General features: G+C 66.3%; 19 protein-coding genes. 6 read left to right on the forward strand and 13 right to left on the reverse strand.

Annotated elements, in window-relative coordinates:
* Nucleotides 1–62: 62 nt before the first annotated feature.
* The 5 genes from AC1D0O_RS21350 to AC1D0O_RS21370 form a co-directional block, all read right to left on the reverse strand.
* Entirely contained in the window at nucleotides 63–947 is an 885-nt protein-coding gene (locus AC1D0O_RS21350; protein ID WP_477655498.1) for an AraC family transcriptional regulator, read from the reverse strand.
* Nucleotides 948–1,004: 57 nt separating this feature from the next.
* Entirely contained in the window at nucleotides 1,005–1,883 is an 879-nt protein-coding gene (locus AC1D0O_RS21355) for an NmrA family NAD(P)-binding protein (RefSeq protein WP_477655499.1), read from the reverse strand.
* A 134-nt stretch (nucleotides 1,884–2,017) separates the two neighbouring features.
* Nucleotides 2,018–2,488, reverse strand: coding sequence for an ester cyclase (locus AC1D0O_RS21360; RefSeq protein WP_477655500.1), 471 nt, complete (start codon nucleotides 2,486–2,488; stop codon nucleotides 2,018–2,020).
* A gap of 60 nt (nucleotides 2,489–2,548) precedes the next feature.
* A complete protein-coding gene (locus AC1D0O_RS21365) occupies nucleotides 2,549–3,472 on the reverse strand; it encodes an NADP-dependent oxidoreductase (protein ID WP_477655501.1) in 924 nt (307 codons plus the stop codon).
* Nucleotides 3,473–3,490: 18 nt separating this feature from the next.
* Entirely contained in the window at nucleotides 3,491–3,946 is a 456-nt protein-coding gene (locus AC1D0O_RS21370; protein ID WP_477655502.1) for an ester cyclase, read from the reverse strand.
* Nucleotides 3,947–4,048: 102 nt separating this feature from the next.
* On the opposite strand from AC1D0O_RS21370, the gene AC1D0O_RS21375 reads away from it, so the two are divergent.
* Entirely contained in the window at nucleotides 4,049–4,960 is a 912-nt protein-coding gene (locus AC1D0O_RS21375) for a LysR family transcriptional regulator (RefSeq protein WP_477655503.1), read from the forward strand.
* A gap of 220 nt (nucleotides 4,961–5,180) precedes the next feature.
* On the opposite strand, the gene AC1D0O_RS21380 is transcribed toward AC1D0O_RS21375, so the two are convergent.
* From AC1D0O_RS21380 to AC1D0O_RS21390, 3 genes are all read right to left on the reverse strand, one after another.
* Nucleotides 5,181–5,705 (reverse strand): OmpA family protein, encoded by a 525-nt coding sequence (locus AC1D0O_RS21380; RefSeq protein ID WP_477655504.1) that lies wholly within the window; start codon nucleotides 5,703–5,705, stop codon nucleotides 5,181–5,183.
* 121 nt (nucleotides 5,706–5,826) lie between these two features.
* Nucleotides 5,827–6,213 carry a DUF6896 domain-containing protein gene (locus AC1D0O_RS21385; RefSeq protein ID WP_477655505.1) on the reverse strand — a complete coding sequence of 129 codons (387 nt, stop codon included), beginning with the start codon at nucleotides 6,211–6,213 and terminating at the stop codon, nucleotides 5,827–5,829.
* Between the two features lie 140 nt (nucleotides 6,214–6,353).
* Nucleotides 6,354–7,241, reverse strand: coding sequence for an EamA family transporter (locus AC1D0O_RS21390; protein WP_477655506.1), 888 nt, complete (start codon nucleotides 7,239–7,241; stop codon nucleotides 6,354–6,356).
* A gap of 85 nt (nucleotides 7,242–7,326) precedes the next feature.
* Here AC1D0O_RS21390 and AC1D0O_RS21395 point away from each other — a divergent pair, with 85 nt between their 5' ends.
* On the forward strand, nucleotides 7,327–7,824 hold the full coding sequence (locus tag AC1D0O_RS21395; RefSeq protein ID WP_477655507.1) for an Lrp/AsnC family transcriptional regulator: 498 nt from the start codon (nucleotides 7,327–7,329) through the stop codon (nucleotides 7,822–7,824).
* Nucleotides 7,825–7,933: 109 nt separating this feature from the next.
* Nucleotides 7,934–10,690, forward strand: coding sequence for a polysaccharide deacetylase family protein (locus AC1D0O_RS21400; protein WP_477655508.1), 2,757 nt, complete (start codon nucleotides 7,934–7,936; stop codon nucleotides 10,688–10,690).
* A 120-nt stretch (nucleotides 10,691–10,810) separates the two neighbouring features.
* Here the strand turns inward: AC1D0O_RS21400 and AC1D0O_RS21405 are convergent, their stop codons facing one another.
* A complete protein-coding gene (locus AC1D0O_RS21405) occupies nucleotides 10,811–11,320 on the reverse strand; it encodes a hypothetical protein (protein ID WP_477655509.1) in 510 nt (169 codons plus the stop codon).
* A gap of 213 nt (nucleotides 11,321–11,533) precedes the next feature.
* Between AC1D0O_RS21405 and AC1D0O_RS21410 the strand changes: the two genes are divergently transcribed.
* Nucleotides 11,534–12,718: an NAD(P)/FAD-dependent oxidoreductase gene (locus AC1D0O_RS21410; protein ID WP_477655510.1), complete on the forward strand. Its 1,185-nt coding sequence runs from the start codon at nucleotides 11,534–11,536 to the stop codon at nucleotides 12,716–12,718.
* A gap of 12 nt (nucleotides 12,719–12,730) precedes the next feature.
* On the opposite strand, the gene AC1D0O_RS21415 is transcribed toward AC1D0O_RS21410, so the two are convergent.
* A complete protein-coding gene (locus tag AC1D0O_RS21415) occupies nucleotides 12,731–13,741 on the reverse strand; it encodes an SLAC1 anion channel family protein (RefSeq protein WP_477655511.1) in 1,011 nt (336 codons plus the stop codon).
* Between the two features lie 111 nt (nucleotides 13,742–13,852).
* On the opposite strand from AC1D0O_RS21415, the gene AC1D0O_RS21420 reads away from it, so the two are divergent.
* On the forward strand, nucleotides 13,853–14,830 hold the full coding sequence (locus AC1D0O_RS21420; protein ID WP_477655512.1) for a GlxA family transcriptional regulator: 978 nt from the start codon (nucleotides 13,853–13,855) through the stop codon (nucleotides 14,828–14,830).
* Between the two features lie 126 nt (nucleotides 14,831–14,956).
* Here the strand turns inward: AC1D0O_RS21420 and AC1D0O_RS21425 are convergent, their stop codons facing one another.
* Both AC1D0O_RS21425 and AC1D0O_RS21430 read right to left on the reverse strand, forming a co-directional pair.
* Nucleotides 14,957–16,090: a Fic family protein gene (locus AC1D0O_RS21425; RefSeq protein WP_477655513.1), complete on the reverse strand. Its 1,134-nt coding sequence runs from the start codon at nucleotides 16,088–16,090 to the stop codon at nucleotides 14,957–14,959.
* 128 nt (nucleotides 16,091–16,218) lie between these two features.
* Nucleotides 16,219–17,229 (reverse strand): aldo/keto reductase, encoded by a 1,011-nt coding sequence (locus tag AC1D0O_RS21430; RefSeq protein WP_477655514.1) that lies wholly within the window; start codon nucleotides 17,227–17,229, stop codon nucleotides 16,219–16,221.
* Between the two features lie 142 nt (nucleotides 17,230–17,371).
* Here AC1D0O_RS21430 and AC1D0O_RS21435 point away from each other — a divergent pair, with 142 nt between their 5' ends.
* A complete protein-coding gene (locus tag AC1D0O_RS21435) occupies nucleotides 17,372–18,301 on the forward strand; it encodes a LysR family transcriptional regulator (protein ID WP_477655515.1) in 930 nt (309 codons plus the stop codon).
* Nucleotides 18,302–18,307: 6 nt separating this feature from the next.
* On the opposite strand, the gene AC1D0O_RS21440 is transcribed toward AC1D0O_RS21435, so the two are convergent.
* On the reverse strand, nucleotides 18,308–18,862 hold the full coding sequence (locus AC1D0O_RS21440) for a carboxymuconolactone decarboxylase family protein (RefSeq protein WP_477655516.1): 555 nt from the start codon (nucleotides 18,860–18,862) through the stop codon (nucleotides 18,308–18,310).
* Nucleotide 18,863: the final 1 nt, after the last annotated feature.

The raw sequence follows: 18,863 nt of genomic DNA on the forward strand, positions 1-18,863 counted from the left end.
CTCCGGTGGTCGGGATGAAACACTGCGCAGTCTGCCCCTGCGACCGGCCCGCGTCTTGAACGTTATTGCAGCGCGCCTTTGGCGGTGTTGCGCGCCGCCGCCTGCTGCCAGGCGCCGGGCGTGAAGCCGAACTGGCGCGTGAACAGGCGCGTCATGTGGCTCTGGTCGGCGAAGCCGCAGGATGCGGCCGCCTGCGCCAGGCCGGCGCCGCCGCGTATCAGGCCGCGCGCGCGTTCGGCGCGCTGCTGCAGCAGCCAGGCGTGGGGCGTGAGGCCGAAGGCTTTTTCAAAATGCCGCAGCAGCTGGAATTTGCTGAGGCCGGCCGCGAGCGCCATCTCGCCCAGCGTGGGCGGCGCGAGCAGGTCGGCGGCCAGGTGATCGCGCACCTGCTGTATCCGCGCGGTGGCGGCGCTGGACGTTTTTGCGGAAGGCACAGCCGCCGGGGCGAGGGCGTGGCGGCCCGGCAGCAAGGCGAGGACCCGCGCGAGCGCCTCGTCGCAGGCAAGCGCGTGGGCTGACGCAACCGGGCCGGGCCCGCCGCCGCCGCCGTGCTGAAGCTGATCCAGCACCTCATGCAAGGCCAGGCGAAGACGCGGGTCTTGCGCGACGGGCTGGGTCAGTTCAAGCCCGGCCGCGCCGCCGGGCTCGCCCATCGCGGCGGCCATGGCGGCGGGCTCCAGGTAAAGCATGTGCCAGCGGCGCGAGGGACTGCCCAGCGGCTGGCCGTCGTGCACCTCGCCGGGGTTGCACATGATGATGTCGCCGGCATAGGCCTCAACCTGGCCGCGGCCGCTGGCGGATTTTTGCGCGCCGCGCTCCATCAGGCCGATGCCGAAGACGGCATGCGAATGGCGGCGGTAGTGGCGGGCGCTCTCAATGTGCGTGCCGTACACGCCCTCCCAGGGCGTGGCCAGGACGCGGCATTGGTGCGGGAGCGAGGTGGGCATGGGGTGGATGATGCCAGCCCTTGGGCCGCTGCGCCATGCCGCGCAAGGCCCGCGCAGTCAGGCCTGCCGCCCCACCAGCGCCTGCACATAGGCGCGCAGCGTCGTGCGGCCGCGCACGGGGGCATCGGCGGTATAGGGCCGGTCGCGCGTGAGGCGCGTCATCTCGGCATAGGACTTGGCCGCGGCGGGCGAGAAGCCCATCGCCTGGAAAGCCGCTACCCATTGCTCGCGCGGCGCGACACGCACCGACACCGGCTTGCCCAGCGCCTCCGAAAAAGCCGCGGCCACATCGCCGGGGCCGTATTGTTCGGGGCCCTCGGCATAAAAGACGCCGGTTTTTTCGGCCGGCTCCGTCATCAGCCGCGCGGCGAACTCGCCCAGGTCTTGCGGCGCAACCATGGGCAATTTGAAGTCGGCCGGGTACATGGAATCGATCACGCCTTCATCGCGCGCCGTCTTCAGCGACGCATCCCAGTTGCTCATGTAATAGGCCGCGCGTATCACGCTGAAGGGAATGGGCTGGGCCTCGAGGGCTTTTTCCATGTCGTAAAGAATGCCCAGGTCGCCCGCGCGCTCGACGGGCTGCGCGCCGTAGGTCGATTCGGCCACGATCTTCTCAAGGCGCGTGCCTTGCAGCGCCTCGATGATGGACCTCACCGTGGCGCGCTCTTCGGCGTCGGTGTCGACGGAGGGTGCGGCGGACGGGTTGAGCAGGAAGAGCCGCGTGCCCTGCTGGAATACCTTGCGCAGGGCCGGTACGTCGTGGACGTCGGCCAGTGCGACCTTGGCCCGCTGGGGCACTTCGTGCTTGGCCTTGCCGGCCCTGCCGGACTTATCGGGGTCGTGTGTGACAAGGGTGACGGGCTCGCCCGCTTCGATCAGGCGTTTAACGAGTGCCGAGCCGACGTGCCCGGTTCCACCAAGAATGATGTGCATGGGAATCTCCTGTTTGAAAACTTCCATGCTCGCGGCGGGCGCGGCGGCTCGGTGACAGCCGGTGTAGCCCTGGGGAGTGGGAATGCGCTGACAAGCGCAGGGACTCCTGATCGCCCCTGCACGCTCGCGCGGCTTCAGCGCCGCTGGAGCTGCTCGACAGCCCCGTGCCAGTCTTCCACGTGGTAGCTCAGCACGATTTTGTTGTCCTCGACCGTGTGGATGTCGATGGCCATGATCTCGAAGCCGCGGCCCGTGAAGGGCGCCCCCATGAAGGGAGCGACGGGCGTGGCGGTGGCACGGCCGCGAACCACAAAACGATTGCCGACCTGCAAAATTTCTTCGACCTTCCAGCTCAGGTTGGGAAGGGCGCTGCCCACGCGCTGCAGCTGCGCCAGGAACTGGTCCCGCGTCTTCACCGGGCTCGCGTAGTCGCCGATGCTTCGCCAGTCGGGCGAGAGCACCCTGGCCATGCGTGCCGGGAGGTCGGGGCTGGTGGTGCCGCTCAGCACCTCGCTGTAGAGCGCCTGGACCACATCCTGGTCGGCGGCCTGGACCGCACCGGCGAGGCCGCTCGCCATGGCGAGGGCCGTGAGTGTTTTTTTCATGTGTTGATCTCCGTGTGGGTTCCGTGTTGATAAGCGAGTTGGGTGGGGTGGGCAAGCGCCTCAGTGCGAGGGCCGCACGATGACCTTGCCGCGGGCGTGGCCGCCCGCCACCTGCTCCAGCGCGGCGCGCGCGTCATCGAGCGGATGAATCGTGTCCAGCACGATCTGCAGCTGCTTGGCCTTGAAGCTTTCCAGGATGCGGGACAGGGCCGCGGCGTCATGGTTGAAGAACACAAAGGAGCCGTGCTGGCTGCCGCGAGGCTTGACGGCGAAGTCGACGGTGCTGACCACCGTGCCCCGGGGCGTGAGCACCTGCCATGAACGTTCGAGCGTGTCACCGCCCACCGTGTCGAGGACCAGGTCCACCCCGCGCAGCAGGCCGGCGAAGTCCTGGCGCTGGTAGTCGATCACCTCGTGGGCGCCGAGCTCCCCGGCCAGGGCCAGGTTGCGCGCCGAGGCGGTCGCGATGACATGCGCCCCGGCTTGCCTGGCGAACTGCACGGCGAAACTGCCGACGCCGCCCGCGGCCGCATGGACCAGCACACGCTGCCCGGCTTGCAGCTTGCCGGCGCCGGACAGCGCCAGCCAGGCCGTGCCCGCAGCCGTCGGCAATGCGGCGGCCTGCTCAAAACTCATATCGGCCGGCATAAGGCTCAGGGCTTCCGCGGGGACGACGGCCGCCTGCGAAAACGCGCCGCCGGCGCTGGGCTCCAGGCGGCCCACCACGCGGTCGCCGGGTTTAAAACTGGCCACGCCGGGGCCGACCTGCCGGACCACACCGGCCAGGTCGGTGCCCAGCGCGCAGGGCAGGCTCACCGGAAACACCTGCTGCATATGCCCGGCCAGGATCTTGAGGTCCAGCGGATTCACACTGGCGGCCTCGATGCGCAGCAAGACCTGGCCCGGGCCCGGCTCGGCCGCCGGGACGTCGTCGAGCACGGCCAGGCTCGGGTTTCCGAATTCGTGGATACGAAGTGTCTTCATGGCTTTATTCCCGATGGCTCAGTTGTTGTTGAGTGCGGGGAAAGCGCCGAGCTGCAGGAACAGGCCGAACCAGTCCTCCAGGTGCCAGGTCCGCTTGATGCGGTCGCCTTCGAATTCATGGAACTCGTGGATGCGGAAGCTGACCTTTTTGCCGGTGGCCGCGATGCCGAAGAGAGGCCCGCGGTGGGTGCCCGTGATCTCGGCACGCACCGCGGCACGGTCCTGGCTCATCAGCACGTCGTGGGCCGTGATGCGCACGTCGGGCAGCGCTTCGATGAAGCCGCGGATGATGGGCTTGAGGCCTTCCGGCCCGGGGCCCTGGCCGGGCGCCAGGGGGATGTCGTCCCAGTCGGCGGTGACGGCGGCATCCATCAGGTCGGGGTTTCGGTCGCTGAAGGCGCGGTACAGCAGGTCTATGGACTGGCGCCGGGCCAGGTCCTGTGCAGCATGGCTGCCGGGGTTTGAGTTGCTCATTGCGGAGGATCCTTGTGTTGGTGTGGTGAAGCAATGGCGGAATTCTGGGCGCCGCGTTACCATCTGTCCAACAAATGATCTGTATAAATGAGTATTTGATTTATGGATTTTCATGGTGTTGACCTGAACCTGCTCGCGGCCTTTGCCGCGCTGATGGAGGAGCGCAACGTGACCCGCGCCGCGGTGCGCGTGGGCGTGAGCCAGCCGGCGATGAGCGCCGCGCTGTCGCGCCTGCGGACGCTGCTGGAAGACCCCTTGTTCTTGCGCAGCGCCGAAGGCCTGCTGCCCACGCCGCGCGCCAGGGACCTCGCCGGGCCGGTGGCTGAGGCGCTGCGGCAACTGGAAGCGGTGCTGGTGAAAAAGCCCGTGTTCGACCCGGGCAAGGTGACCATGGACTTCACCCTCGGCCTGTCGGACTACCCGGCCTTTGTGCTGCTGCCCACCCTGTTGAATGCGCTCGAGAAGAGGGCGCCGGGCATCTCGCTGAGCGTGCGCAGTTTCAGCAGCCGGGACAGCGCCGTCGACCTGCTCGACGCCGGCTTGATCGATGCGGCGGTGGGCGTCCCGCCGACGCAGGCGGAGAGCCGGATTTTGACCCGCCCCATCCTGCGCGACGACTTTGTCACGATCGTGCGCCGCGACCATCCGGGCGCGCGGCGCGGCATGAGCATGAAAACCTTTCTGTCGCTGCAGCATGTCCTGGCCTCGCCCGAAGGCGACCGCCATGGCTTGGTGGACGAAGCGCTGGCGCGGCTGGGCAAGCGCCGCACGCTGGCGCTGAGCCTGCCGCAGATGTTTGCCGTGCCGGCGGTGGTGGCCCAGACCCAGATGGCTGCCACGGTGATGAAACGTGTGGCCCTGCATTCACCGGCGCGGCGCATGCTGGTGCTGTTTCCACCGCCCGTCGCGCTGCCGGAAGTGCAGTTCGACCTCCTCTGGCACAGGCGCAGCGACACGCACCCGGCCCAGATGTGGCTCAGGGCGTTGATGGAGTCGCTGGCGAAGTCCTTGTAGCCTTGCTCCTTCCGCCGCTGGGGGAAGGCAGGGATGGGGGCTGGCGGCGTTTGAAATTTCGCCGGAGGTGCTTGCTGGTCCCTACTCCCGCCCCCCCGCGGGAGAGGGAGTTAATGCGTACATGAAAAGGCTCAGGCTGCACTTGCGGCGATGCGCTTGGCCTTGGCGTCGCTGATTACGTCTCCGTGGGGTCACTGAAGAAAGGGTTGGCCCGCGGAGGTCATTTCACCTCGGTGCAATCGGCGGTGAGCGCACTTGGGTCCGTAGAGTCACATACCAATTCCATTTCTACACGTGCGCCGTGACGATCTGCAAGCGGTTGAGTTCCCCCTTTTTGCATTACACAAATGTTCCTAGCCGGAACGCCGCGTTTTTCCAGGAGGTTTGCGACATTTCTAGCCCGAGCGGATGCAAGCCGCTTGAGCTGGGTACTAGATCCTTCGTCCGGATCCGCATGGCCAACCAGCACCCACAGCGTGTACGGGCAACCTTTCCTTTGGGGATATTCTTCGACACGGGCGAGGCGTTCGCGTTGCTCCGCAGTCAATCCGAAAAAGTTTTTCTCAAAAAAAATGTCACCCGCCCATTTGCCGCAGTACTGGCAGTTCGTGCTGTAAGGTGGCGGCGGCAACGGCTGGCCCCATGCGAAGCTGAGGGAAAAAACCACAAACCCCATCGCAACCATGCCAATACGGAGTCGCACGCGGGCCGGCCGGGTCCAATTGATCGGCATTAGCAGGGACATAAGGGAGATTCTCCTTGGCGCAAGGCAAGCGCTATGACGACACACCGGGGCATGATGGGGTTACCGACCCTCCGTTTGGGATTCCATAGATGATTGAGTGCCAAGAAAGATCATCGAATGATTAGATGCCGCGAAGCGCTTCTTTGACTGCCGATTTCATGACTTCCTCGTCTTCAACCAGCTCTCGATAGAACTCGTACGGCAACTGCCCATCATTCACCTGCGCTTCGATGAACATGGCCAGCCTCCACTCGTCCGGGTCTGGTTTGTCAAAGTCGAAGTCCACGCCTCCGGATTCTGGTGCTTTGAAGATATGAACGCCCACTCCGTGTGGACGAACAAACCAGCAAGTGTTGGGGACTCGTTGAAAGCGCCTGTTCGGAGATCGCAGAATGTCTTGTGGGTCTTCGAGATTGAAAGAGCGCATGAGAAGCTCCTTGGCCCACGCAACATTTGCGTACCAAAGCGGAATAGCGCTTCGAGCGAGTTCAACGGGTGATGTGCTCATGACGTCCTAGGTTGAAGGTGAGCGGCTCAAATTCTCTTTGCGTAGGTAGCAAAGGCTGACGCATCATATGGGATGAATACATGGACCTGACAACCTGCACAGTTCAACCGGAACCATGCATTAGCACTCGCCTCTGTACCTTAGGTAGCCCGATGCAAGCCCACACCCAACACCACCAGCCCCACACCGAGCATCTCGCCCACTCCCGGCACCTGCCCCAGCACCACCACACCCACCACCACGGCCACTGCCGGCAACAACGCCAGCAACAAGGCAAAGGTGGCGCGCGGCAACCGCGCCATGGCGAGCTGGTCGCACACATAAGGGATCACGGACGAACAGATGCCGACGCCGATGGCCGCGCCCAGCAAGGTGATGCTGCTGAAGGCAGGCATGGCTTGCGCGGCGCCCAATGGGCTGGCGACGACAAAGGCGATCAGCATGGCGGCGGCGAGGCGGTCTATGCCATTGGCACCGTCCTTGCCGCCATCGCCCGCGATCCTGTGGCCCAGCACGATATAGAGGATAAACAGCGCGCAGTTGGCGAATGCGAACAGCAGTCCCAGCGGTTCGCCGGCCCATTGCACGTCGGTAAGCAAGGCCACGCCGCCCACGGCCAGCACGAGTGCCGCGACATTGCGGGCTGAGCGCACACCTATCGCAGCCAGCAGCACAGGGCCCAGGAATTCAATTGCCCCCACCGTGGCCAGGGGCAGGCGTTCTATCGCGAGGTAGAAGACGGAGTTCATAAGGCCCAGTACGGCGCCCAGGGCCAGCAGCAGCCCGCGCTCGCGGTCCGAGGCCGCGAGCAGCACACGCCAGGGTTTGCGCCACAACGCAAAAATGATGGCCGCGCTGGCGATGCGCAGCCAGGCCACGCCCAGGCTGTCGATGCGGCTGAACAGCAGCACGGCAAAGGCCGGGCCCAGGTAGTGAAAGGCCGCGCTGACCCCAAAATACGCGTGCGGCGGCAGGCGGTCGCTGAGGCTGGCCGCCGGGCCGGCATGGGGGCCGGTGATGGTTTTCATGCTTGCTTCCTCGGGGTTTCCATGGAAATATTGTGCAAGCCGGGCTCGGCATTTTGAATAGCCTGTGCAAGGAGAAACCCACGCCATGCCTTCTTTGAAGCAAGCCAAACGCCAAACCACCTTTTTTGCGACAAACCCGCTGCTGGACGCGACCAACCTGAAACTGCTGCAGTTGCTGAGCACGAACCCGCGCAGCAGCGTCAAAGCACTCGCGGCGGAGATCGGCATGTCGGGCCCCGCGGTGGCCGAGCGTGTGCAGCGCCTGCAGGAGGCCCACATCATCACGGGCCAGCGGCTGGAGATAGACCCGAAACAGCTGGGCCTGCATGTGACGGCCTATGTGCGCGTGCGGCCCATGCCGGGCGCGCTGCCCGACGTGGCCGCGCTGGCCCAGACAACACCCGAGGTGGTGGAATGCCACCGCGTGACGGGCGAGGACTGCTTCATCATGAAGGTGCTGGTGGCGCGGATTGAAGACCTGGAAGTGGTGCTGGATGAATTCCTCAAGCTGGGCAACACGACGTCCTCCATCGTGCAGTCGACGCCGGTGGCCTTGCGCGCCGCGCCGCTGCCGCCGCGCTGACCACCGCCCGGGTGAGGGCGCAAAGTTATGATCCATCGGACAAGGGAGCGCGCCGGAGGGCGATTGAACCAACACCCGGCGCGGCCGGGCTTGCCATAACTACAACACCATGACACCAAAAACAAAACTGGCCCTGGCGGCCACGGGGACTGTGCTGCTGCTGGCCGTGGGGACGGCCGTCGTGATCGGCCTGGACAGCCGGGCCTGGCGCGGCAAGCAGGACAAGGCGGTGGTTGCCGCTGTGACCCCGGTGGCAGCCGAGCCGCTGGACACCCGCAAGCTGCTGGCGGGCATGCAGGAGCTGCTGGCCGGCTACCGCAAGATCATCGTGCTGTTCGCCGATGAAAAAGCTCTGGGCGTGAACGAGCGCGCCATGGCCAACCAGGTGGGCCAGGGCCTGTTCCATGAGAACCGCGAGCGCGTGGCCGCGCTGGAGGCGCAGATGACGGCGCTGGCGGCTTCGGGCAACGCGCAGCGTTTTGATGCGGTGGCCGGCCTGCTGGACTACATCGAGAGTGACAAGAACCTGTTCGACGCGGACCGCCTGGCGTTTCGCGAACTGCTGCGCAGCCTGCAGGGCGCGGTGGCGGCGGACTCGTCGCTGCCGGCCATCAAGCTGCACAAGCGCATCGGCGAGGACCTGGACGCGCTGCAGGAAATCGAGCGCAACTACGAGAAGGAAATCCGGCTGGTCTTCGGCCGCTTTGAATCGCGCGCGATTGAACTCAAGCGCGAGCGCTGGGAAGACTATGTGGCCAGCCTCAAAAAGCTGTACACACGCGCGCAGATCCTGAAGGACTTCGGCGTGGTGATGCCCTACCCGGCGCCCAAGGCGCCCACACGCAAGGCCAAGGGTGAGGAAGAGGGCGAGGTGTTCGGCTACAGCCTGCCGCCCAAGACCATCGTGCTGACCTTTGACGACGGCCCGCACGGTGTGTACACAGCGGAGATCGCGGCCATCCTCAAGCAGTACGGCGCGCCGGGTATCTTTTTCCAGGTGGGCAGCAACCTGGGCACGGTGGCGGCCGACGGCAAGACCAAACTGGGCCCGCGCGCCGACGTGAGCCGCAAGCTGCTGGAGGCGGGCCACACGCTGGCCAACCACAGCATGACGCATGCGCAGCTGTCCAAACTCAAGGGCGAGGGCCTGAAGTCGGAGGTGATGGGCACCGACGAACTGCTCAAGGCGGTGGACGCGCGGCGTTCGCCGCTGTTCCGTTTTCCGTACGGCGCGCGCAATGACGAGGGCCTGGACCTGCTGTCGGGCGCGCAGCTGCGTTCGGTGATGTGGAACATCGATTCGCTGGACTGGGCCGACCCGGTGCCGAGCTCCATCGTGGAGCGTGTGCTGCGCACGGTGGACAAGGAAGGCCGCGGCATCATCCTGTTCCACGACATCCACGAGCGCACCGTCAAGGCCTTGCCGGCCATCCTGGACCGGCTTTCGGCCGAGGGCTACCAGTTCGCGGGCTGGGATGGCAACGGCTTCAGCGTGGCCAAGGGCGGCAACAACAACACGGCCACGCCAGCGCCGGTGGCGGCCAATCCGGGCTACAGCGATTCATGGGCCATCGTGATCGGCATCGACGACTACGCGAACTGGCCCAAGCTGCAGTACGCGGTGCGCGACGCGCGGGCGATCCGCGAGGCGCTGGTGCAGCGCTTCGGCTTCAGCGCGGACCACGTCATCTCGCTGGAGAACCGCGAGGCGACGCGGGCCGGTATCCTCGGCGCCTTTCACGACAAGCTGGCGCGCAGCGGCATGAAAAAGAACGACCGGCTGTTTGTCTTCTTCGCGGGCCACGGCGCGACGCGCCAGCTCAGCTCGGGCCGCGACCTGGGCTACATCGTCCCGGCCGATTCGGACCCGAACAAGCTCGCGACCGACGCGGTGCCGATGACGGAGCTGCAGAACATCGCCGAGAGCCTGACGGCCAAGCATGTGCTGTTTGTGATGGACGCCTGCTACAGCGGCCTGGGGCTGACGCGCGGCGCGGGCTCGGGCAACTTCCTGCGCGACAACGCCAAGCGCCTGGGCCGGCAGATGCTGACAGCGGGCGGCGCCGACCAGCTGGTGGCCGACGGCGGGCCCAACGGGCATTCGGTGTTCACCTGGACGCTGCTGCAGGCGCTGACGGGCAAGGCCGACCTGAACGGCGACGGCCTGATCACCGCGACCGAGCTGGCCGCCTATGTGGCGCCGGCGGTGGCCGCGGTGTCGCGGCAGACGCCGGCCTTCGGCAGCCTGCCGGGTTCGGAGGGCGGCGATTTTGTGTTCGCGCTGCCGGCGGAGGCGGAGTTCCTGAGCGCGCAGACCAGCCAGTTGCCGCTGGACGCGATCGCGCTGAACAGCAAGCTGGACGCGACACGCCCGCCGGCGGTGGCCGCCGCGCCCAGCACCTCGGGCGACAGCCCGGCCGCCTTGCCGGCATCGGCCACGGTGGTGGTGAAGGACCTGCAGGGCGGCGAGCAGAAGATCGTCACGCCGCTGGCCGTGCCGAGTTCGGCGCGCCAGCTGGCGCAGCGCGCCAACGACCGCGGCCTGCAGCTCTACAAGGAAAAGCGCTATGCCGAAGCCGAAGCGCAGTTCACCGAGGCGCTGAAGCTGCGCCCCGACTTCGCGCTGGCCGCGAACAACCTGGGCTTCGTCTACTTCAAGCAGGACAAGTTCAAGGAAGCGGCGCGCTGGTTCGAGAACACCGTGAAGATGGACCCTTCGCGCGCGGTCGCCTACCTGAACCTGGGCGATGCCCATGCGAAGGCCGGCGACGGCGAGAAGGCGAAGAAGGCTTTCAGCGCTTACCTGGAACTGGCGCCGACGGGGCCGGGCGCGGGCCATGCGAAGCAGCAGCTGGAGAAGGGCTGAGGAACGCGAACCGGCGCAGGATTCGAAGCGCAAAAAGTAAAGGGGGCAGGTGATAAACCTGCCCCCTTTTTTTGTGGGGTCACCGATCAATGACCGGCGGCCCGTGTTGCGCAACGGCAATTACTTGCTGGCGGCGGCTTTCACGTCGGCCTTGGCTTCGCCCTTGGCGGCGTTGGTATCGAGCTTGGCGTTGGCCTTGTCGGCGTCGGTCTTGACCTTCAGGGAATCGACCTTGGCGTTGGCATCGACTTTGGTGGAAGCGGCTTTGGCATCGGCCTTGATGCCGGTCTTTTCAGCTTTGGCTTCGGCCTTGGCCTGGTCGCCGGCGTCTGCCTTGGCGGCCTTTGCGGCTTTAGCGTCGGCCTTGGCTTTTGCCTTGGCAGCCTTGGCGTCGGCCTTGGCGGTTTTTTCAGCAGCTGCGGCTTCGGCCTTGGCGACCTTGGCGTCTGCCTTGGCATCGACCTTGGCTTCGCTCTTCACGGCGCCGGCGACGGCCTTGTCGGCCTTGGCTTCTGCCTTGACTTCAGCTTTCGTGGCGGCCGGAGCAGCCGGTGCAACGGGAGCGGGGGTTTGCGCGGAAGCAACGCCGACGAACAGGGTGGCGATCAGGGTGGCGAGCAGTTTGTTCATGAGAAAGTCCTTTGGAGATGGAAGTTGAATCGTTGATATCACCTAGCCCATGTTCAACGGCATGGCGGCGCACGCTGTTGACCCGGCACACACAAGCTTGCATTTGCGGCCCACGCTTTACATGTTTTGTCGCTGTGCGGCGACAAATGCGCGGGCAGTCTGCGCCGCATGTAGGATGAGGCGCATCGGGAACGCAGGACAAGATTGAACGACATGGGCAACACCACACCTCCACAAAAAATCGTCATCGCGGGCGGCGGCGTGATGGGCAGCGCGATTGCGTATTTCCTCGCGAGCCATCCGCGTTTTGCGGGCGAGATCACGGTGCTGGAGCGCGACCCGACCTACGCGCAGGCTTCGTCGGCACTGTCGGCGAGTTCGATACGTCAGCAGTTCTCGCAGCCGGTGAACATCGCGGTCTCGCAGTTCGGCATTGAATTCCTTCGCAACATCAAGCAGCACCTGGCCGTGGACGGCGACGTGCCCGAGATCGGCCTGGCCGAGCGCGGCTATCTGTACCTGGCGACGGAGGCCGGCGCGGCCACCTTGCGCGAGAACCATGCGACGCAGCGCGCGCTCGGTGTGGAGGTGGCGCTGCTGGAACCCGATGCATTGCGGCAACGCTTTCCGTGGCTGAACGTGGACGACCTCGCGCTGGGCTCCCTGGGTCTGCGCGGTGAAGGCTGGTTTGACGGCTACGGCCTGCTGATGGCCTTCAAGCAAAAAGCGCGCAGCCTCGGTGTGAAGTACCTGAAGGCCGAAGCCACGGGCTTTGCACACCACGCGGGCCGCGTGAATGCGGTGAACCTGCAAGGTGGCGCACAACTGCCCTGCGACTGGGCGGTGAATGCGGCGGGCGCCTGGGCACGGCCGCTGATGGCCGGCACGGGCCTGGACTTGCCGGTCTATGGGCGCAGGCGCTGCGTGTATGCGTTTGCCAGCCCCGCGAAGACGCCCGATTGCCCACTGGTGATCGACACCAGCGGCCTGTGGTTCCGGCCCGAAGGTGAGATCTGGATTTGCGGCCTGCCGCCCGCCGAGGGCAACGACGACAACGATGCGCCGCTCGAGGTGGACCATGAGCTCTTCGACCAGGCTTGGCTGACACTCGCGCATCGCGTGCCGGGCTTTGAGGCGCTGCGCCTGCAGCGCGCCTGGGCCGGCTATTACGAATACAACACGCACGACCAGAACGCCCTGCTGGGCTCGCACCCGGCCTTGCCGAATCTGCTGCTGGCCAACGGCTTCAGCGGCCACGGCCTGCAGCAGTCACCGGCCGTGGGACGCGGTATCGCGGAGTGGATTTGCGACGGGGCTTACACCAGCCTGGACTTGTCGCCGCTGTCGGCGCAGCGGCTGCTGCGCGGCGAGACCCTGGTCGAGAAGAACGTGATCTAGGCCTGGCCTTATTTATTTAAGAGCGAACAGCTTGCCGCTGAACACCCAGTGCAGGGTGCGTACCGTGAGCACGGCCAGCGCCAGCGTTAATACCGCCAGCAGCAAGCCGGCCAGCCCATGCAGCACCGCACCGCCCCTAGCGTCTGAATAGACGATGGCGGCGCTGGCCAGCGCCGCCATCGGAAAGCTGACGGCCCACCAGCCGGGCGAGAAGGGCACGTCGCGCCGGAACACCTTGGGCGAAACCACCACGAAGACAAACAGCGCGAAGTAAAACAGCGCACCGGCGAAGCGGTCGACCTGGCCGAAGACGTTGACCCAGGCCAGGAAGCCGACGGCAAAGGGCGCCATCAAAATCATCAGCGAAGGCCGCATGCCCAGGGGCAGCGGCTCGCCGTGGGCCAGGCGGTGAATGATGAGCGTCCACAGCACCAGCGCGACCATGGCGCCGACGGCCATAGCCAGCAGGTTGATCTCGCCGGCCCAGGCCATGGGCATGTGGCCGCCGGTGACGCCGATGTCGAGCACGCCGACGCCGGGAATGATCCACACCGGCAGCATGTGGGCGGCGGCCAGCCTGCCCTGCAGCAGGCGGCTGCCGGTGAGCAGGCCCAGCGTAAAGGTCACCACCAGGCCGGCCGTCCACAAACCTTGCGCGAAAGCCTGGCCGTAGGGCATGAGCACCGAGGACAGCAGCAGCAATGAAATCGCGAACTGGCCGAAGAAGTTGCCGGAGACCGGGTCGGTGAATTCCTTTCGCACGGCATCGGTATGCAGCGCGAGTTTGGCCAGGTAGCCGGCCGAGTGCGCGACGAAAACAGCCAGCGCGAAAAAGCCCATGGCTTCGCCGATGGCGGCGGGCGCGCCAAAGGCCGGCACGGCGAGCCGCCAGGCCAGTGCCATGCCGGCCAGGCCCATGACGGCGCCGTAGAGGTTGATGGGCAGCTGGCGTATGGAATAGGCACCCGCGGGAAAAGCCGGGGACGCTGCGGTGGAGGCAGTGGAGGCGGTGGTCGTGTTCATCGAGGCCTTGGGGTCTGCTGGAGTTGGCTGAATTTGTCGTGTACGCTATTTTCGGCTATGCTGGTTTTTTGCAAGGCCGCAAAAGCAGCCGATCCCGCCAAAGAGGCCCCCATGTCCGCCACCTGCCAGGTTTGCATACTCGCCGTCCCGCGTGTCCAGCTGCTGGACGTGATCGGGCCGGCCGACGTTTTTGCGGAGGCCGCGCAGCAGCTGAGCAATCCGCGCGCCTACCGGCTGCGGCTGATCGGCACGCAGGCGGGCGAGCTCAAGGGCAGCAACGGCATGCGCATGATGGTGGACAGCACCATCCACGACCACCGCGGCCGCATCGACACCCTGCTGGTGGCCGGCAGCCCGCTGCCTGAGGAGTTGGCGGGCAAGGCGGAGACCAGCGCCTGGCTGCAGCGGCAGGCGCGCTCGGTGCGGCGCCTGGGATCGGTCTGCACGGGCGCTTTTTTGCTGGCGGAAGCGGGCCTGCTGGACGGCAAGCGCGTGGCCACGCACTGGAACTCGACCGAGCGGCTGGCCGCCTGCTTTCCCGCGCTGCGGGTGGAGGCCGATGCGATTTACGTGAGAGACGGCAACACCTACACCTCGGCCGGCGTGACGGCGGGCATGGACCTGGCGCTGCACCTGGTGGAGGAAGACCATGGGCGCGACATCGCGCTGAAGGTGGCGCGCAAGATGGTGATGTTCCTGAAGCGGCCGGGCGGACAGTCACAGTTCAGCGCGCACCTGGCGGCGCAGACGGCAGACAAGTCGGTGGTGCGCGAGCTCCAGGACTATGTGTTGGCAAACCTGGGCGCGGACCTCTCGGTGCCGGCGCTGTGCCAGCGCGCCGCGATGAGCGAGCGCAACTTCGCGCGCGTGTTCCGCGCGGCCACCGGCGTGACGCCCGCAGCCTTTGTGGAGGCGGCGCGCATCGACGAGGCGCGGCGCCAGGTGGAGGCGTCGGAAGTGCCGGTCAAAAAGCTCGCCGACTCGCTGGGCTATGCCAATGTGGACGGCTTCCGCCGCGCCTTCGCGCGGCGCCTGGGCGTGAGCCCCAAGGATTACCGCAGGCGGTTTGCGGGGCAAGGGCTGGCTTGAACTTCTTACTCCTTCCCCCGCTGGGGGAGGGCAGGGATGGGGGCTGCCGGCGCTTGAGGTTCGCTGTATGTATTTAATAAAGGCCGGCGGGCCCCCACCCCAGCCCTCCCCCAGCGGGGGAGGGGGCTAAAGCGGGAGAGAGGGCACGGCCAACTCGTAACCCGTACTTCGACCGCCGCCTTCGAGCTTGCGCAGCACGCCGCGCTCCAGCAGGTCGGTGATGTCGCGCAGCGCCGTGTCGGTGGAGCATTTGGCAAGAGCGGCCCATTTGCCGGTGGTGAGCTTGCCGTCAAAGCCGTCGAGCAGGCGGTTCACGACTTTGATCTGCCGCTCGTTCATGGGCGTGCCGGCCCAGCGCTGCCAGAACTGGGCCTTGCCCAACACGCTGGCCAGCAGGCCGTCCGCGCCTTGCACCGCGCGCAGCAGGCAGCCTAAAAACCAGACCAGCCAGGGCGTGACGTCGAGCGTGCCTTTCTGGGTGGCTTCGAGCTGGTCGTAATAGTCTTTGCGCTCGCGCTGGATCTGCGCGCTGAGGCTGTAAAACCGCTGGGACGTGCCTTCCGCCCGGGCCAGTGCCATGTCGCCCACGGCGCGCGAGATGCGGCCGTTGCCGTCGTCGAAAGGGTGCAGCGTGACCAGCCACAGGTGGGCCAGGCCGGCCTTGATGAGGGGGTCCCCGGGGGCGTCGCTGTTGAACCATTGCAGGAAAGCCGCCGTCTCGCCCTCCAGCATCTGGGCGGGTGGGGCTTCATAGTGCACGACTTCCCTGCGCCCGGAGCCTGAGACCACCTGCATGGGGCCATGGGCGTCGTCGCGCCATGCGGCGATGCGGATGCGCGCCATGCCGCTGTAGCCGGCGGGAAACAGCGCGGCATGCCAGCCGAACAGCCGCTGCGCCGTCAAAGGCTGGTCAAAGCGGCTGGTGGCGTCCAGCACCATGTCGACCACGCCGTCCACGTGCCGGTCGGCCGGTGCCAGCGCGCCTATGTCCAGGCCCAGCCGGCGCGCGATGGACGAACGCACGGCCTGCAGCCCCAGGCGCTCGCCTTCGATTTCGCTGGTTTTGAGGACCTCCTGCGTCAGCACCTGCAAAGTGGCCTGCTCACGCTGCGCCAGGCCCAGCTCACCCATGCGCCCCATCAAATGCCCTTGCGCCTGGTGCGCCTGCGCCAGCGGCGCGGCCAGCGCGGTGGCGTCAAAGCGCCACTGCGGCCAGTCAGGCTGCTGCCAGAGGTAAAGGGGCGGCAAATCGGGGTGCATGCGGTGATTATGCCTTTATTCACCGCAAATTATGCGGTGAATAGGTCGCCTAATCACCGCATCTGGCTGCCTTGAGCCGTATTCCGGCAAATACGGCTCATTTTTTGAGGCGTATTGATGGATGGCGCTTATTTCTCGCTGTCGAGATGCGCCATCTGCTCGGCCCCATACCGCGTGCCGGCCACGGCGTCGGCGGGCAGTGCGGCCTCAATCCGCTGGAGGTCCTCCGCGCCCAGCGTGAGCTTGAGCGCCCCCAGTGACTCGTCGAGCTGTTTCAGCGTGCGCGAGCCGGCCAGCGCGACCATGTCCAGGCCCAGGGCCTTGCCGCGCGCGAGCACCCAGGCGATCGCCACCTGCGAGGCGCTGGCGCCCAGGCCGGCGGCGAGTTGCTGCAGCACGTCGACGAGTTGCTGGTTCTTGATGGCGTTGTCGCCGGTGAAGCGCGGCAGCTGGGCGCGAAAGTCGCCGGGGCCGGTGGGCTTGGAGCCCGACAGCAGGCCGCGCGAGAGCACGCCGTAGGCCGTGACGCCTATGCCCAGGCGCTTGAGCACGGGAAAGATCTCGGCCTCGGGCCCGCGGCTGAGCAGCGAGTATTCGATCTGCAGGTCGGTAATCGGGTGCACGGCGTGGGCTTTCTGGATGGTTTCGATGCCGACTTCGCTGAGGCCGATGTGGCGCACAAAACCGGCTTTGACCATGTCGGCGATGGCGCCTATGGTGTCTTCGATGGGCACGTTCGGGTCCAGCCGCGCGATGCGGTAGATGTCGATGTGATCGGTGCCCAGGCGCTGCAGGCTGTAGGCCAAAAAGTTTTTGACGGCGGCGGGCCGGCCGTCCATACCGATCCAGCCGGCGCTCGGGTCGCGCAGCGCGCCGAACTTGACGGAGACCAGCGCTTCGTCGCGCCGGCCTTTCAGGGCGCGGCCTATCAGCATCTCGTTGTGGCCCATGCCGTAGAAGTCGCCGGTGTCTATCAGGTTCACGCCGGCATCGAGCGCGGCGTGAATCGTCGCGATGCTTTGTGCCTCGTCGCTGGCGCCGTACATGCCGGACATGCCCATGGCGCCCAGGCCGATGGCCGAGACGGATTGCGGGCCGCTGAAGCCCAGGCGGGTGGAGGAGAGGATGTTGCGGGTCATTGGGGAGCCTTTCGGTGAATTCGGAGTCAGTGTTTGTGTGAGCGGGTAGAAGGACTGTATTGGCATCAATAAAAAGAATAAACTGCCGCCATTCAAAATAACTGTTACCGATTTCAAGAACAAAAAGACCAGAAAGCAAACCATGAGCGTTGACCGCTACAAAGCGATGGAAGTGTTTAACCGCGTGGTGGAGCTGGGCAGCTTTACCGCGGCGGCCACGGCGCTGCACATGCCCAAAGCGCGTGTGACCACCACGGTGCAGGAGCTGGAAGCCCACCTGGGTGTGCGCCTGCTGAACCGCACGACACGCCGACTCAGCCTGACGGACGACGGCGCGCTCTACCACCAGCGCGCGCTGGCTATGCTGCAGGACATGGGCGAGCTCGAGGGCACGCTGCGCCGCGCGGTGGCCACGCCGGCCGGGCGGCTGCGCGTGGACGTGCCGGCCGCCGTGGGCCGGCATGTGATCTCACCGGCGCTGCCGGAATTTTTCAGGCGCTACCCCGACATGGTGCTGGAGCTGGGCAGCACCGACAGGCCGGTGGACCTGGTGGCCGAGGGCGTGGACTGCGTGATACGCGGCGGCCTGGTGCACGACGAGACCCTGGTGGCGCGGCCGCTGGGCCGGCTGCGCGTGGTGACCTGCGCCGCGCCCTCTTACCTCGCGAAGTACGGCACGCCGCAAACGCTGGAAGACCTGGAGCAGCACCGCTTCGTGAACTTCCATTCGGCGAAAACCGGCAAGGTGTTTCCGTTTGAATTTTCCAGAGGCGGTGACGCGCGGCAAATTCACCGCCCGCATTGGGTCAGCTGCAACGATGCCGACAGCCACATGGGCGCGGTGCTGGCCGGCCTGGGCCTGTCGCAGCCGCCGCTGACGCGCCGCACCTGCGCGCTGCTGGCCAGCGGCGAGCTGGTGCGCGTGCTGCCCGACTGGCAGCCTGAAGACCTGCCCATGATGGTGCTCTACCCGCGCAACCGCCACCTGACGGCCAAGGTGCGGGCCTTCGCCGACTGGGTGGCCGAGGTGTTCAAGGCGGAGTTCGCGGCCGGGGCCGGACTCTACCCGTGAACGGTGTCAGGTCGCGGCGCGGCTCAGCTTGACGGGCGCGAAATCGACCGGCACGGCAAATGCCACGTTGACGTAGTTGGTGAAGAGGTTGAGCGCCACGTGCGCGAGGATCTCCACGACCTGTTCGTCGCTGAACCCCGCCTGGCGCACCGCCTGCACGTCGGCCTCGGAGATATTGCCGCGCCCGTTCACCAGCTTGAGCGCAAAGGCGAGCGCCGCCGCCGTGGCCGGGTCGGCGGACTCGCCGCGCTGCGCGGCGGCCATGCCTTCGGCGCTGACGCCGGCCTTGCGGCCCAGGGCGGTGTGGGCGGCCAGGCAGTATTCGCAGGCGTTGCGGTCGGCAACGGCGACGGCAATCTGCTCGCCGAGTTTGGCGTCAATGACGCCGCCGCCCAGCGCGCCAAACGAGCCCCACATGCTTTTGAGCGCGGCCGGTGAATTGGCGACGGCCTTGAACATATTGGGCGTGGCGCCAAAGGCCTGGTTCACCTGGTCGAGCAGGGCCTTGCGGTCGGCGGTCGTGGAGCTGGCGGTGCGGTCAATCAATGGAATGCGTGACATG

It is taken from the genome of Polaromonas sp. P1_F2, from assembly GCF_056405735.1.